At 62.5% G+C, this 14,951-nt stretch carries 11 protein-coding genes; 5 read left to right on the top strand and 6 right to left on the bottom strand.

The window, feature by feature from the left end:
- The first annotated feature begins 117 nt into the window (after nt 1-117).
- Both ilvD and U0004_RS24420 read left to right on the top strand, forming a co-directional pair.
- A complete protein-coding gene (ilvD, locus tag U0004_RS24425) occupies nt 118-1,983 on the top strand; it encodes a dihydroxy-acid dehydratase (RefSeq protein ID WP_070257971.1) in 1,866 nt (621 codons plus the stop codon).
- A 344-nt stretch (nt 1,984-2,327) separates the two neighbouring features.
- The gene (locus U0004_RS24420; RefSeq protein ID WP_034786554.1) at nt 2,328-2,639 is read left to right on the top strand and encodes a c-type cytochrome; all 312 of its coding nucleotides are present in this window, start codon (nt 2,328-2,330) and stop codon (nt 2,637-2,639) included.
- A 21-nt stretch (nt 2,640-2,660) separates the two neighbouring features.
- Here the strand turns inward: U0004_RS24420 and U0004_RS24415 are convergent, their stop codons facing one another.
- Complete coding sequence (locus U0004_RS24415) at nt 2,661-3,674, bottom strand: NAD-dependent epimerase/dehydratase family protein (RefSeq protein WP_070257970.1); 1,014 nt, start codon at nt 3,672-3,674, stop codon at nt 2,661-2,663.
- A gap of 91 nt (nt 3,675-3,765) precedes the next feature.
- On the opposite strand from U0004_RS24415, the gene U0004_RS24410 reads away from it, so the two are divergent.
- The gene (locus tag U0004_RS24410; RefSeq protein WP_070257969.1) at nt 3,766-4,668 is read left to right on the top strand and encodes a LysR family transcriptional regulator; all 903 of its coding nucleotides are present in this window, start codon (nt 3,766-3,768) and stop codon (nt 4,666-4,668) included.
- A 91-nt stretch (nt 4,669-4,759) separates the two neighbouring features.
- On the opposite strand, the gene U0004_RS24405 is transcribed toward U0004_RS24410, so the two are convergent.
- From U0004_RS24405 to folD, 5 genes are all read right to left on the bottom strand, one after another.
- Entirely contained in the window at nt 4,760-5,902 is a 1,143-nt protein-coding gene (locus U0004_RS24405; protein WP_070257968.1) for a branched-chain amino acid ABC transporter substrate-binding protein, read from the bottom strand.
- 269 nt (nt 5,903-6,171) lie between these two features.
- Nucleotides 6,172-6,549 carry a hypothetical protein gene (locus U0004_RS24400; RefSeq protein ID WP_070257967.1) on the bottom strand — a complete coding sequence of 126 codons (378 nt, stop codon included), beginning with the start codon at nt 6,547-6,549 and terminating at the stop codon, nt 6,172-6,174.
- Nucleotides 6,546-6,971, bottom strand: a complete 426-nt coding sequence (locus tag U0004_RS24395; protein ID WP_034786773.1) for a DNA polymerase III subunit chi — start codon at nt 6,969-6,971, stop codon at nt 6,546-6,548. The genes U0004_RS24400 and U0004_RS24395 overlap by 4 nt, the downstream gene beginning before the upstream one ends.
- Before the next feature lie 5 nt (nt 6,972-6,976).
- The gene (locus tag U0004_RS24390) at nt 6,977-9,046 is read right to left on the bottom strand and encodes a M3 family metallopeptidase (protein WP_070257966.1); all 2,070 of its coding nucleotides are present in this window, start codon (nt 9,044-9,046) and stop codon (nt 6,977-6,979) included.
- A 47-nt stretch (nt 9,047-9,093) separates the two neighbouring features.
- Nucleotides 9,094-9,939, bottom strand: a complete 846-nt coding sequence (gene folD, locus U0004_RS24385; RefSeq protein WP_070257965.1) for a bifunctional methylenetetrahydrofolate dehydrogenase/methenyltetrahydrofolate cyclohydrolase FolD — start codon at nt 9,937-9,939, stop codon at nt 9,094-9,096.
- Between the two features lie 540 nt (nt 9,940-10,479).
- Between folD and aceE the strand changes: the two genes are divergently transcribed.
- Nucleotides 10,480-13,176, top strand: a complete 2,697-nt coding sequence (gene aceE, locus U0004_RS24380) for a pyruvate dehydrogenase (acetyl-transferring), homodimeric type (protein WP_034786560.1) — start codon at nt 10,480-10,482, stop codon at nt 13,174-13,176.
- A 94-nt stretch (nt 13,177-13,270) separates the two neighbouring features.
- Nucleotides 13,271-14,941 carry a dihydrolipoyllysine-residue acetyltransferase gene (aceF, locus tag U0004_RS24375; protein ID WP_070257964.1) on the top strand — a complete coding sequence of 557 codons (1,671 nt, stop codon included), beginning with the start codon at nt 13,271-13,273 and terminating at the stop codon, nt 14,939-14,941.
- Nucleotides 14,942-14,951: the final 10 nt, after the last annotated feature.

The raw sequence follows: 14,951 nt of genomic DNA, 5'->3' as shown, positions 1-14,951 counted from the left end.
TTTGACAGTGGGGCGCGCGCAAGGCAATCTGGCGTACCCCCACTGCATGCAGGGTTTTACTGCGAATTTTTTTGTAAGCCCGCACAGTCAGGCACCAACACTTTTGGAAGGTCCATCATGCCGCAATACCGCTCCCGCACCACCACCCACGGCCGCAACATGGCTGGCGCCCGCGCCCTGTGGCGCGCCACCGGCATGAAGGATGGCGACTTCGACAAGCCGATCATCGCCGTGGTCAACTCGTTTACCCAGTTCGTGCCCGGCCACGTGCACCTGAAAGACCTGGGCCAGATGGTGGCGCGCGAAATCGAGGCGGCCGGCGGCGTAGCCAAGGAATTCAACACCATCGCCGTCGATGACGGCATCGCCATGGGCCACGGCGGCATGCTGTATTCGCTGCCTTCGCGCGACCTGATCGCCGACTCCGTCGAATACATGGTCAACGCCCACTGCGCCGACGCCATGGTCTGCATCTCGAACTGCGACAAGATCACGCCGGGCATGCTGATGGCCGCCATGCGCATCAATATCCCCGTCGTCTTCATTTCCGGCGGCCCGATGGAAGCGGGCAAGGTTGTCAAGGTGGTCAACGGCACGCAGAAGATCATCAAGCTGGACCTGGTCGACGCCATGATCAAGGCCGGTGACAGCACGGTGTCCGACGCCGACGTGGCGGAGATCGAACGCTCGGCCTGTCCTACCTGCGGTTCCTGCTCCGGCATGTTTACGGCCAACTCGATGAACTGCCTGACCGAGGCGCTGGGCCTGGCCCTGCCCGGCAACGGCACCATCCTGGCCACGCACTCGGACCGCCAGCAGCTGTTCCTGCGCGCGGGCCGCCTGATCGTCGAACTGGCCAAGCGCCATTACGAGCAGGACGATTACTCGGTGCTGCCACGCTCGATCGCCACCAAGTCCGCATTTGAAAACGCCATGGCGCTCGACGTTTCCATGGGCGGCTCGACGAATACCGTGCTGCACCTGCTGGCCGCCGCGCACGAAGCGGAAGTGGAATTCACGATGGCCGACATCGACCGCATCTCGCTCAAGGTACCGTGCCTGTGCAAGGTCGCGCCGATGACGGACAAATACCATATCGAAGACGTGCACCGCGCGGGCGGCATCGTGGGCATCCTGGGCGAACTGGCACGCGCCGGCTTGCTGAACACGACCCTGCCGACCATCCACGCGCCAACTCTGGCCGACGCCATCGCGCAAAACGACATCATGTGCACGGACAATCCGGCCGTGCATGAATTGTTCCGCGCCGCCCCGGGAGGCGTGCCGACGCAGACGGCGTTCTCGCAATCGGAGCGTTTTGCGGCAGTCGACACGGACCGCAGCACGGGCTGCATCCGCGACAAGGCGCATGCGTACTCGCAGGATGGCGGCCTGGCCGTCTTGTACGGCAATCTGGCGGAAAAGGGCTGCATCGTCAAGACGGCAGGCGTCGATGAAAGCATCCTGAAATTCTCGGGCAAGGCGCGCGTGTTCGAAAGCCAGGATGCCGCTGTTGAAGCGATTTTGGCCGATACCGTGCATGAAGGCGACGTCGTCATCATCCGCTACGAAGGCCCGAAAGGCGGCCCCGGCATGCAGGAAATGCTGTACCCGACTTCGTACATCAAATCCAAAGGTCTGGGCAAGGCGTGCGCGCTGTTCACGGACGGGCGCTTCTCGGGCGGTTCCTCGGGCCTGGTGATCGGCCACGCCTCGCCGGAAGCGGCCGAAGGCGGCGCCATCGGCCTGGTGGAAGAGGGCGACTTCATCGACATCGACATCCCCGAGCGCACCATTAATTTGCGCGTGACGGACGTTGAACTGGCCGCGCGCCGCGCCGCCATGGAAGCGAAGGGCGACGCGGCCTGGCTGCCCGTCAACCGCGAGCGCTATGTGTCGCAGGCGCTGCAGGCGTATGCGGCGCTGACGACGTCGGCTGACCGGGGCGCCGTGCGCGATCTCTCCCAACTGAAGAAGCGCTGACCACACCAGGCAAAACCTACTGCGCGTCGCGATTTGCGGCCTGCGATGCTCACTGTGCATTCGCACAGCTGCGCTTCTCAGCCACAACTCGCTGCCGCTCGCTACGGTTTGCCAGGTGTTGGATACTGTTGTGCAGGTAAGACAGCCGGCCCCGATTTGCTGCGCGGGGCCGGCTGTCGTTACATCGCCTTACAAACAACATGGTCATGGACGCGCAGATGGGGCAGAATATGCATGCCTCCTGACTACATTGCGTTACTACATTGAAACGCTTGATCTGGGCTCGTGGTGCATCTGCGGAAACACAGTAAAATGCCGCAGGAAGTAACTTTGGAGAAAAGACAATGAAACGTTTTATGTTGGTGAGTGTATTGGCCGTATCGGCTTTGGCATCGCAAGCAGCGTTGGCCAATCCGGACCTGGCGAAAGCAAAAAACTGCATGGCTTGCCACGCGGTGAGCACGAAACTGGTGGGCCCTGCGTTCAAGGACGTGGCTGCCAAGTATGCCGGTCAGAAAGACGCGGAAGCCAAGCTCGTGGCGAAAGTCATGAAGGGCGGTTCCGGCACCTGGGGCGCGATCCCGATGCCAGCGAACCCGCAAGTGAGCGATGCGGAAGCCCACACCCTGGTCAAATGGGTACTCGCACAGAAATAATCTGTGCCGCAGTACCTGCAATCAGCGCGCCGGCAATCCCGGCGCGTTTTTTTTGCCCGCTGCCTTCTGCAGATTACCCATGCCTTCCAATGTAGCCCGCACCGCCTCGTCGAGCGGCGTATGCGGCTCCTGGCCCAGCACGGCCAGCAGCCGCGCATTGTCCATGGCCAAGGGCGTGTGCCACAGATAGCGCATCTCGCGCATTTCGCGCAGGGTCGCCACGAACGGCGACGCCAGCGCCACCAGCCACCACGGAAAACGCCGGATGGCGGGCGCAGTTCCTGTCGCCTGTTCCACCACGCGGGCAATCGCGCCCGTCATTTGCCGGCCGTCGTGGTCCCAGTGGCCGGCCATGTGAAAGCGAGAGAACGCGGGCAACGTGGCGCGCATGGCCAGCAATTGCAGCATTGTGCGTGCCACGTCGGGCAGGTAGGACCATTGGTGGCCCACGCCGTGCGTACCGGGATACAGCACGCTGCGCACGGGATGGCCCGGTTTCACCAGCCCCTGCGAAAACCAGTTGTTGCCGGCGCGGGGGCCGAAGAAGTCGCCCGCGCGCACGATGATGACCCTGGCGCCCTGCGTGCTGGCCCATTCCAGCCGCGCTTCCAGTGCCACGCGGATGGCGCCCTTGCGCGTGAGCGGGCGTTGCGGCGCATCTTCCGCAAGTAAGTCTCCCGATGCGGGAAAGGCGTCGGGACCGAAGTTGTACACGGTGCCCGGCAGCACGATGGTGGCGCCTTCGGCAATCGCCGCTGAAATCGTGTTGTCGAGCATGGGCAGTACCAGCCGGCCCCAGTGGCGGTAGCCGGGCGGGTTGACGGCGTGCACGATGACGGCGCAGCCTTTCGCGGCCGCCAGCACGTCCGCGCGCGACAGCGCATCGCCGCGCAGCCACTCGATGTTATCGCCGCGTGGCGATGGCGTTTCTCCCCGCGTCAGGGCGCGCACCTGCCAGCCTGCTGCCTGCAGTTGGCGGACCATCTCGCCGCCGATGCCGCCCGTCGCGCCCAGCACCAATACCGTTTTGTCCATATTGTCCTCCGTGTGGTTGATGGAGCCAGTATCTGCCGCGCAAGGCTAATTGGGAATTGACGAGCATCGACCATGGGCTATACATTTATGTATGACTACCTCGATCGCCTGGGAATACTACCGTTCGCTGCTGGCCGTGCTGAAGCACGGTTCCCTGTCCGGCGCCGCACGCGCGCTGGGCATCACGCAGCCCACCGTCGGCCGGCATATCGCCGCGCTCGAGCAGGCGCTGGGCGCAACCCTGTTCACGCGCTCCCAGCTGGGCTTGCTGCCCACGGAAGTGGCCCTCGCGCTGCGGCCCCATGCGGAAACCATGGAACATACTGCCGCCCTGATGCAGCGCGCCGCCAGCAGCCAGGGGCAGGGCGTGGCCGGCGTCGTGCGCATCGCGGCCAGCGAAGTGGTGGGCGTGGAAGTGCTGCCGCCCATCCTGGCCCGCCTGCGTGCGCGCCATCCGGGCTTGACCATTGAATTGGTATTGAGTAACAAGGTGCAGGATTTGTTGCGACGGGAAGCGGACATCGCCGTGCGCATGCTGCGGCCTCGCCAGGAACAGCTGGTGGCGCGCAAGGTGGGCGATATCGAACTGGGCCTGCATGCCCACGTGGATTACCTAGCGCGGCATGGCACGCCGCTGGTACTGGCCGATCTGGCGCAGCATGCCGTCATCGGCTACGACGAGGCGAGCGCCTTCGTGCGCAACGCGGGCGCGGCTTTCAACGGATTTGCGCGGGAAAATTTTGCCTGGCGCAGCGACAGCGACCTGGCGCAACTGGCCCTGATACGCGCGGGCGCCGGCGTCGGCGTGTGCCAGGCGGGTCTGGCGGCGCGCGATCCGGCCCTGCGGCGCGTGTTGCCGCAAGCGTTTGCGCTACCGATGGAAACCTGGATCACCATGCATGAAGACTTGCGCGGCAGCCTGCGCTGCCGCGCCACCTTCGACGCGCTGGCCGAAGGGTTACTGGCTTACGTGGCCGGACAGCAAGAACCGTAGCGAGCGGATGTGAGTTGTGGCTGAGAAGCGGAGCTGTGCGAATGCACAGTGAGCATCGCAGGCCGCAAATCGCGCCGCGCAGTAGGTTCTATTATTTGACCACTTCCATCTTGGTCTTCTTGCCATCGCGGTAAGTGAACAAGGTCAGCGCGCCATCCTTGATGTCGCCGTTGGCGTCGAACGAGATCGGGCCCGTCACGCCCTGGTAGTGCACCTTGGCCAGGAAAGGCAGGTAGACGGATGGTTTCGACGATTTCGCGTCGGCCATGGCGGTGGCCATGGTCATCACGGCATCGTAGACGTATGGCGCGTACAGCTGCACTTCCATATTGTATTTCTGCTTGTAGCGGGCGCGGAAGTCGTCCATGCCTTTTTGCTGCGCGCCCGTCACGCCGCCCGCTTCCGCGCAAGTGACCATGTCTTCGCCCACGGCGTCGCCTGCCAGCTTGCCCAGCGGCTCCGTGCACAAGCCATCGCCGCCCATGAACTTGGCCTTGATGCCCAGCGCCTTCATCTGGCGCAGCATGGGGCCGCCCACGGAGTCCATGCCGCCAAAGAAGATCAGGTCGGGATTTTTCGACTTGATGCTGGTCAGGATGGCATTGAAGTCCGTCGCGTTGGCATTCGTAAATTCCTTGCCGACGATTTGCACGCCTGGGGCCGCCTTCTTGGCGCCCTTGACGAATTGTTCCGCCACGCCCTGGCCGTATGCCGTGCGGTCATCGATGACGGCGATTTTCTTCGCCTGCAGCTTGCCTACGGCATACGCGCCCAAAGTTCCGCCCAGCTTGTTGTCATTGGCGACGACGCGGAAGGCCGTGTTGAATTTCTGCTGGGTATACGTCGGGTTGGTGGCCGCCGGTGAAATCTGTGGAATGCCGGCATTGAAGTAAATGCGCGAGGCGGGAATCGTCGTGCCCGAATTCAGGTGGCCGACCACGCCGTTGACCTTGGCGTCGACCAGCTTTTGCGCCACGGCCGTGCCCTGCTTGGGATCGGCTGCGTCATCTTCGGGGACCAGCACGAATTTCACGGCTTTGCCGTCGATCTTGAAGCCTTTGGCGTTCAAATCCTCGATCGCCATCTTGGCCGCGTTCTCGTTATCCTTGCCCAGGTGGGAGCTGGCGCCAGAGACCGGGGCGACGTGGCCGATCTTGATGATTTCCTGTGCGCCCGCATGGCCGGCAAAGGCAAGGGCGACGGCGAGAGGAAGGACTTTGGTCTTGAGCAGCATAAACATTCTCCAATGGATAAAGATACGGCGGCGTCTCGTGAAAACCGCTTCGACAGGCGGTACGTGTGAAGAAAGGTACAACAAAAAACAGGCGGCGCAAAGCCGCATTTCGGGCTTTTTACATTTTGTCGCAACAATCACCAAAGTGAGGCGCGATGCACCGATTTCGCAGGCGCGAGCGCACCAAAGAATGGCGTTGCAAGAAGGAATAGGGTAGATGGGTAGGTCGGGTTAGCGCGCAGCGCGTAACCCGACGATGCGCAGCAAGTTTAGGGTTGCAGCGCCTGTGCGGGAGGGTGCAAGTGTCCCAGCTCATGGCTCACGGCATGCGCGACGATCTGCTCCAGCGACTGCTGCAAGTCTTCGCGCAGGGCGCCGCGCATGCCGATCAGGGCGTTTTGCAGGGCCGTCTGCAGGACGTGGGCGATGCGCTCTTCCAGCAGATGGTCGATCTTGCCCTGCACCTGGTGCAGGATGCGTTGCGTCAGCCGCTGTTCGATGGCGTCCCAGTCGGGTTGCGCCACCGTTGGCGGCAACGCCGGCGCTGCCTCGACAACAGGCTCGACTGGCATGGCGGGCGCCGCCTCCGGCCCCAGCAGCACCTCCGTCAGCAGGGGGATGCCCTGGTCGAATGACGGTTGATTCATGTCTTTCCTGCCACGAAGTGGGTCGGCTGCACGTTTTGCTGGCGGTAGTGCAGGAAGCGCTGGCGGCCCGCCTGCGCATCCTGCTCATCCATGGAAACGATCTCGAAGACGCGCTGGAATTGCGCGTAATTGGCGGGCGGCAATTGCGACAGGTTGACGAGGATGTCGTGGTGCGGCAGTTCGGCCGCTTCGTCATCGGTCAGGATGATGGGCGTCTGCGCCGCCAGCGGATCGCCGGCCAGCACGTGGGGCAGGAAATCCGTGGCGGAAATGGTCCACATGGCGCTGTTCAAGGCGTCGAGCTGGGCGCTGTCGGCCGCCAGCACGACGACCTTGTTGCCGGCCATATACGCCTTGCGGGCCAGGCGGCAGGCGTAGGCCAGCTTGTCCGGCACATTGCTGTGAAAATCGACGCGGCTCATGGCGATCAAGCGGCCATGCCGCTGTGGCGCAGCAGGGCGTCGATGGACGGCTCGCGGCCACGGAAGGCCGTGAACGATTCCAGCGCGGGGCGCGAGCCGCCGACGGACAGGATTTCTTGCAGGTAGCGCTTGCCTGCCGCCGTGGTGGCGGCCGGTCCCAGCGCCCTGGCTTCTTCAAACGCTGCATAGGCGTCGGCGGACAGCACCTCGGCCCATTTGTAGCTGTAGTAGCCAGCCGCATAGCCGCCGGAGAAGATATGTCCAAAGGCATTCTGGAAGCGGTTGAACGGGGGCGGGATGAGCAGCGAAAACTTGGCGCGCACGCCGTCGATCAGTTGCTGCACGCTTTGGCCCGTGCTGGCATCGTAGTCATAGTGCAAATGCATGTCGAGCAAGGAAAACTCCACCTGGCGCAGGGTTTGCAAGCCGGACTGGAAATTCTTGGCGGCCAGCATCTTGTCGTACAGCGCGCGCGGCAGCGGCGCGCCCGTGACGGCATGCGCCGTCATGTGCTCGAGCACGTCCCATTCCCAGCAGAAGTTTTCCATGAATTGCGACGGCAGTTCCACAGCATCCCATTCGACGCCGGCAATGCCCGACACGCCCAGCTCGTCGACCACCGTCAACATGTGGTGCAGGCCGTGGCCGAATTCGTGGAACAGGGTGATCACTTCATCGTGCGTGAACAGGGCTGGCTGTATCTTGCCGTCGACCACGGCCGGTTCCGTGAAATTGCAGGTGAGATAAGCGATCGGCGTTTGCACGTGTTGCGCGTCGGCGCGTCGTCCGCGCGCGTCGTCCATCCAGGCGCCGCCGCTTTTCCCCGCGCGCGCATACAGGTCCAGGTAGAACTGGCCGACCAGCTGGCCGTCGCGCTCGATGCGGTAGAAACGCACGTCCTGGTGCCACACGGGCGCCGTATCGGGCTTGATCTCGACGGCGAACAGGTTCTGGATCTGGCGGAACAGGCCGTCGATCACCTTGTGTTCAGGGAAGTACTGTTTGACTTCCTGGGCCGAGAATGCGTAGCGGCGTTCCTGCAGTTTTTCGGAAGCGTAAGGCACGTCCCACGCTTGCAGTTCCGCAATGCCTAGCTCTTCCTTCGCGAATTGTTTTAGTTCTGTCAAGTCTTTCTCGGCGAACGGGCGCGCGCGTTTCGCCAGGTCTTCCAGGAACGCGATCACTTGCGCGGGCGAGGTGGCCATCTTGGAGACCAGCGACACTTCGGCGAAATTGGCGTAGCCGAGCAGTTTTGCCTCTTCGTCGCGCAATTGCAACAGAGTGACGATGTTGTGCGTATTGTCCCAGTCCTCTTTTTTGCTGAAGACGTCACCTTGGTCCGAGGCCTTGGTGGCGTTGGCGCGATAGATGGTTTCGCGCAGCGCGCGGTTGTCGGCAAATTGCAGGATCGGGTAGTAAGAGGGAAAGTGCAGCGAGAATTCATAGCCCGCTTTGCCAGCCTTTTCGGCGGCGGCGCGCGCGGCCGCCTTCACGTCGTCGGGCAAGCCGGCCAGTTCAGCTTCGCTCTCGACCAGCAGCTTGTAGTCATTGGTGGCGTCGAGCACGTTTTCGGAAAAGCGCGTCGAGACGGCCGCATGTTCTTCCTGGATGGCGCCAAAGCGCTCTTTCTTGTCCTCGGGCAACTCGGCGCCACCGAGGCGGAAATCGCGCACGGCATTGTCGACGATGCGGCGGCGCGCTGGCGACAGGCTGGCGAAATCGGCGCGCGCCTGCAATTGCTTGTATTTGCCGAAGAGGATTTCGTTCTGGCCCAGCTCGGTCCAGAATTCCGTCACCTTGGGCTGGTTCGCATTGTAGGCGGCGCGCAGCTCGGGCGTATCGATCACGCTGTTGAGGTGGTTGACGATGCTCCAGGCGCGGCCCAGGGTTTCGGCGATCTGGTCCTGGGGCGCAACGAAGTTCTCCCAGCTTACTTCTTCCATGGGCGCTTCCAGCTGCGCCACCGTGGCGCGCGCCTGGGCCAGCAAGGTATCGATGGCAGGCGTGACATGCTCGTGCGTGATCGCGTCGAAGCGTGGCAGGCCGGAAAAATCAAGCAGGGGATTGGTATTCATCGTCGGTTCCATATATTAAAAGGGGCGGTCAGGCCGCCCCGGTGTTTTTACACGCGCTCTGCCGCCTCGACGGTATTCATCAATAACATCGTGATGGTCATCGGCCCCACGCCACCCGGCACGGGCGTGATGTGCGACGCGACGTCTTTCACGCCGGCAAAATCCACGTCGCCGCACAGCTTGCCGTTATCGTCGCGGTTCATGCCCACGTCGATCACGATGGCGCCCGGACGGACCATGTCGGCCGTCAGGGTGTTGCGGCGGCCGACGGCGGCGACGACGACGTCCGCCTGGCGCGTGTACAGGCCCAAGTCCGGTGTCGCACTATGGCAGATGGTGACGGTAGCGTTCGCTTGCAAGAGCAGCAGGGCCATCGGCTTGCCGACGGTGTTGCTGCGGCCGATGACGACGGCGTGCTTGCCGCGCAAGTCCACGCCCGTGCTTTCGATCAGTTTCATGCAGCCATACGGCGTGCAAGGGCGGAAGCCGGGCAAGCCCGTCATCAGTTCGCCGGCGCTCAAGACGGAATAGCCATCCACGTCTTTCGTCGTGGCGATCGCTTCGATGACCTTGTGCGGGTTGATGTGCTTGGGCAAGGGCATCTGCACGAGGATGCCGTGGATGGCGGGATCCGCGTTCAGGCTGGCGATGCGTGCCAGCAAGTCCGCTTCAGGCAGGTCCGCTTCATATTTTTCCAGCACCGAGTGGAAACCCACGTCGCCGCACGCCTTGACCTTGTTGCGGACATACACCTGGCTGGCCGGGTCTTCGCCGACGAGGATCACGGCCAGACCGGGCTGGGTGCCCTTGGCCGTGAGGGCGGCGGCGCGCGTGGCGATCTCGCTGCGCAGTTTTTGGGAGAGGGCGATTCCGTCGATCAGTTGTGCTGGCATGGTAGGGAGGCTGAGAGCTGGTAGGAGGGAAAAGTCAGATTATAAAGCCGGGCGGCGCAAAGGGGCGGTTTTGGCTATGCAAAGGCGTAACAACAGCGGGCCAGAGACGCGAGCCTGAGAAAATGCCGATGGCGGCGTTGTAGCTCCTTGCCGTACATGCGTACTGTCTGCGTCGCCGCGCCTTGCCCTCGACATTTTTCAGGCCTGCTTGGCCCGGTATGCCTGTGCGGACGACTGGGGTGTTAATTCGGTTTGCTGATGTGCTCGTAGAGCAGGGGCGGCCAGGGCATGCAAGTTTTCCGGTTTCGGCGCTATTTGCTACTCTGATCACCCTAATTTCCGGACAGAATTTGCGGCAGTGCAGCATAAATTTCATAGGGTGATTTCATGATGTGAAATGCTATATCGTAATTTGAAAAATAGTAAATACGCTGTTAGAATCCCCACACTAAACCGACTTAATAGTAAATAATCAGCGAAATACCGTCCGACAGCGATCCGGAAAATCGGGGTGGGGCGTTCACAAAGGAGACTCAACAGATGTCAGCTCAACTGAACCAGGTAACGACACAGATCGGCACCGACCCGGATATGCAGGAAACCAAGGAGTGGCTGGACGCGCTCGAAGCCGTTCTGGAAAATGAAGGTCCGGAGCGCGCGCATTACCTGATGGAGCGCATGGTTGACCTGGCTCGCCGCCGCGGCGCCCAGATTCCGTTCTCCAGCACCACCGCCTACGTCAATACCATCCCCACCAAGCAAGAAGCACACTGTCCCGGCAACCTGGAATACGAAGAGCGCCTGCGCTCGTGGATGCGCTGGAACGCCATGGCCATGGTCGTCAAGGCCAACCGCGCCGACGGCGACCTGGGCGGCCACTTGTCCTCGTTCGCTTCGCTGGCGAACATGCTCGGCATCGGTTTCAACCATTTCTGGCACGCGCCAACGGCCGACCACGGCGGCGACCTGCTGTACATCCAGGGCCACTCCTCGCCCGGCGTCTACGCGCGCGCCTTCCTCGAAGGACGTTTGACGGAAGAGCAAATGCTGAACTTCCGCAAGGAAGTCGACGGCAAGGGCCTGTCTTCGTACCCGCATCCAAAGCTGATGCCTGACTTCTGGCAGTTCCCGACCGTGTCGATGGGCCTGGGCCCGCACATGGCGATCTACCAAGCGCGCTTCCTGAAATACCTGCACGCACGCGGCATCGCCAAGACCGACAACCGCAAGGTCTGGGCCTTCTGCGGCGACGGCGAGATGGACGAGCCGGAATCGCTGGGCGCGATCGGCCTGGCCGCGCGCGACATGCTCGACAACCTGGTCATCGTGGTCAACTGCAACCTGCAGCGCCTGGACGGCCCTGTGCGCGGCAATACCAAGATCATCCAGGAGCTGGAAGGCGAATTCCGCGGCGCCGGCTGGAACGTCGTCAAGGTCATCTGGGGCCCGGGCTGGGACGCCCTGCTGGCACAGGACAAGGAAGGCATCCTGCAGCGCGTGATGATGGAAACCGTCGACGGCGAATACCAGAACTACAAGGCGAAAGATGGCGCCTACGTGCGCAAGCACTTCTTCGGCAAGCATCCGAAGCTGCTGGAAATGGTTGCCAACATGACGGACGACGACATCTGGCGCCTGACCCGTGGCGGTCACGATCCGCACAAGATCTACGCGGCATTCAAGATCGCCCAGGAACACAAGGGCCAGCCAACCGTCCTGCTGGTGAAAACCATCAAGGGCTACGGCATGGGCAAGTCCGGCGAAGCGCGCAACACGGCGCACCAGACGAAAAAACTGGACGACGAAGCCATCCGCGAAATGCGCGACCGCTTCTCGCTGCCTATCCCTGACGACAAGCTGGCCGACATCCCGTTCTTCAAGCCGGCCGACGACGCGCCGGAAATGGTCTACCTGCACGAGCGCCGCAAGGCCCTGGGCGGCTACCTGCCGCAGCGCCGCCAGAAGTCGGAAGAAACCCTGCCGGTGCCTGGCCTGGACGCCTTCAAGAACGTGCTGGAAGCGACGCCGGAAGGCCGCGAAATCTCGACCACGCAAGCGTTCGTGCGCGTCATTTCGACCCTGCTGAAAGACCCGAACCTGGGGCAGCGCGTGGTGCCTATCCTGGTCGATGAATCGCGTACCTTCGGCATGGAAGGCCTGTTCCGCCAGATCGGCATCTACAACCCGAAAGGCCAGTTGTACGAGCCGGTCGACAAAGACCAGGTCATGTACTACCGCGAAGACAAGGCTGGCCAGATCCTGCAAGAAGGCATCAACGAAGCGGGCGGCATGAGCTCGTGGATTGCCGCGGCGACGTCGTATTCGACCAACGACCGCATCATGATCCCGTTCTACACCTTCTACTCGATGTTCGGCTTCCAGCGCATCGGCGACCAGGTGTGGGCTTCGGCCGACATGCGCGCCCGTGGCTTCCTGATGGGCGGCACGGCTGGCCGTACGACCCTGAACGGCGAAGGCTTGCAGCACGAAGATGGCCACAGCCATATCTTCGCCGCGACCATCCCGACCTGCATGCCGTACGATCCGACCTTCAGCCATGAAGTCGCCGTCATCATCCAGGACGGCCTGCGCCGCATGATCGCCAACCAGGAAGATGTGTTCTACTACATCACGATCATGAACGAAAACTACGCCCAGCCAGGCATCAAGCCAGGCCAGGAAGAAGGCATCCTGAAAGGCATGTACAAGCTGCAGGAAGGCCAGGCTGACGCCAAGCTGCGCGTACAGCTGATCGGTTGCGGCACCATCCTGCGCGAATCGATCTTCGCCGCCGAATTGCTGCAAAACGACTGGGGCGTGGCTGCGGACGTGTGGTCGGCGCCGTCGCTGACCCTGGTGGCCCGCGATGGCCAGGATGCGGAACGCTGGAACATGGTCAACCCGTCGAAAGAGCAGCGCGTGCCGTACGTGACGTCGCTGATGCAGGACACGGACGGCCCGATCGTCGCCACGACCGACTACATGCGCGCGTTTGCAGAACAGATCCGCGCCTTCATGCCGAAGGGCCGCACTTATAAAGTGCTGGGCACCGATGGCTTTGGCCGCTCGGACAGCCGCGCCAAGCTGCGCGAGTTCTTCGAAGTGAACCGTTATTATGTCACCGTGGCCGCGCTCAAATCGCTGGCAGACGAAGGCAAGATCGACGTGTCGGTGGTGGAGCAGGCGATCGCCAAGTACGGCATCGACGCGAACAAACCGAATCCGGTGACCCAGTAATCGTTGTGCGGACCCGATGATGCCAGGGCGGTGCGAAAGTGCCGCCCTGGCGTGTGTGCGGGTCCATCTGACAAATAAAATAACGGAGCAAGCTATGAGCATTGTGGAAGTCAAAGTCCCGGATATCGGCGATTTCAAGGAAGTCGAGATCATTGAACTGATGGTCAAGCCAGGCGATACGGTCAAGGTTGACCAGTCCCTGATCACGGTCGAATCGGACAAGGCCAGCATGGAAATTCCATCGAGCCACGCCGGTGTCGTCAAGGAATTGAAAGTCAACGTGGGCGACAAGATCGCCGAAGGTTCGCTGGTCCTGCTGCTGGAAGTGGCGGATGATGCGTCCGCTACGGCCGCGCCTGCCGCTGCACCGGCACCCGCCGCTGCAGCACCTGCACCTGCCGCTGAAGCCGCCCCCGCCGCCGCTGCACCTGCCGCCCCTGCCGGCGCGCCTGCGCTGGTGGAAGTGACCGTGCCCGATATCGGCGACTTCAAGGAAGTCGAAGTCATCGAATTGATGGTCAAGGTCGGCGACAGCATCAAGGTCGACCAGTCGCTGCTGACGGTCGAATCGGACAAGGCCAGCATGGAAATCCCATCGAGCCATGCCGGTATCGTCAAGGAATTGAAAGTCAAGGTTGGCGACAAGGTTGCCAAGGGTTCGCTGGTACTGGTCGTGGAAACGACGGGCGGCGCTGCTCCTGCCGCTGCTGCACCTGCACCTGCCGCGCAAGCTGCCGCCGCACCAGCGGCCGCCGTCGCTTCGGCGCTGGCGCCTGCCGCAGCACCTGCTGCCGCACCAGCTCCCGCCGCCGCGCCTGCCGCAAATGGCAAGCTGGCGCACGCGTCGCCATCGATCCGCAAGTTCGCGCGCGAACTGGGCGTGGACCTGGCCCGCGTGGGCGGTTCCGGTCCGAAAGGCCGCATCACCCAGGAAGACGTGCAGAACTTCGTCAAGGGCGTGATGTCGGGCGCCGTCGCCGCGCCAAATGCGCCGGCCGCCAAAGCCGGTTCGGGCGTGGGTCTGGACCTGCTGCCATGGCCGTCGCTGGACTTCAGCAAGTTCGGCACGACCGAATTGCTGCCGCTGTCGCGCATCAAGAAAATCTCGGGTCCGAACCTGCACCGCAACTGGGTCATGATCCCGCACGTCACGCAGTTCGACGAAGCGGACGTGACGGACCTGGAAGCGTTCCGCGTCGACACCAACGCCGCCAATGCGAAGAACAAGGATGCAGCCAAGCTGACCATGCTGGCATTCGTCATCAAGGCGTCCGTCGCCGCGCTGAAGAAATTCCCCGCGTTTAACGCTTCGCTCGACGCCAAGGGCGAAAACCTGATCCTCAAGCAGTACTACAACATCGGCTTCGCGGCCGACACGCCGAATGGCCTGGTGGTACCGGTGATCAAGGGCGCGGACCAGAAGTCGGTTTCGCAGATCGCCCGCGAAATGACGGAACTGTCGCTGCAAGCGCGCGAAGGCAAGCTGAAACCGGCCGACATGCAGGGCGCCAGCTTCACGATTTCGTCCCTGGGCGGCATCGGCGGCACGCACTTCACGCCTATCGTCAATGCGCCGGAAGTGGCGATCCTGGGCCTGTCGAAAGCCTCGATCAAGCCGGTATGGGATGGCAAGGCCTTCCAGCCACGCCTGATGATGGGCACCTCGCTGTCCTACGACCACCGCGTGGTCGATGGCGCGATGGGCGCGCGATTCTCCGTGTACCTCGGCGAAGTCCTGGCCGACATGCGCAAAATTCTGCTGTAAGGAGCGATTG

Source organism: Janthinobacterium lividum (genome assembly GCF_034424625.1).
GTDB lineage: Bacteria > Pseudomonadota > Gammaproteobacteria > Burkholderiales > Burkholderiaceae_D > Janthinobacterium > Janthinobacterium lividum.
This window is presented reverse-complemented; position numbering and strand designations above follow the sequence as displayed.

Excerpts from the sequence above, each read along its gene's own strand:
- U0004_RS24415 (WP_070257970.1), bottom strand. The coding sequence starts at position 3,674 with ATGGACAAAACGGTATTGGTGCTGGGCGCGACGGGCGGCATCGGCGGC.
- ilvD (WP_070257971.1), top strand. The coding sequence starts at position 118 with ATGCCGCAATACCGCTCCCGCACCACCACCCACGGCCGCAACATGGCT.
- folD (WP_070257965.1), bottom strand. The coding sequence starts at position 9,939 with ATGCCAGCACAACTGATCGACGGAATCGCCCTCTCCCAAAAACTGCGC.
- U0004_RS24395 (WP_034786773.1), bottom strand. The coding sequence starts at position 6,971 with ATGAGCCGCGTCGATTTTCACAGCAATGTGCCGGACAAGCTGGCCTAC.
- U0004_RS24410 (WP_070257969.1), top strand. The coding sequence starts at position 3,766 with ATGACTACCTCGATCGCCTGGGAATACTACCGTTCGCTGCTGGCCGTG.
- aceF (WP_070257964.1), top strand. The coding sequence starts at position 13,271 with ATGAGCATTGTGGAAGTCAAAGTCCCGGATATCGGCGATTTCAAGGAA.
- U0004_RS24420 (WP_034786554.1), top strand. The coding sequence starts at position 2,328 with ATGAAACGTTTTATGTTGGTGAGTGTATTGGCCGTATCGGCTTTGGCA.
- U0004_RS24400 (WP_070257967.1), bottom strand. The coding sequence starts at position 6,549 with ATGAATCAACCGTCATTCGACCAGGGCATCCCCCTGCTGACGGAGGTG.
- aceE (WP_034786560.1), top strand. The coding sequence starts at position 10,480 with ATGTCAGCTCAACTGAACCAGGTAACGACACAGATCGGCACCGACCCG.
- U0004_RS24405 (WP_070257968.1), bottom strand. The coding sequence starts at position 5,902 with ATGCTGCTCAAGACCAAAGTCCTTCCTCTCGCCGTCGCCCTTGCCTTT.
- U0004_RS24390 (WP_070257966.1), bottom strand. The coding sequence starts at position 9,046 with ATGAATACCAATCCCCTGCTTGATTTTTCCGGCCTGCCACGCTTCGAC.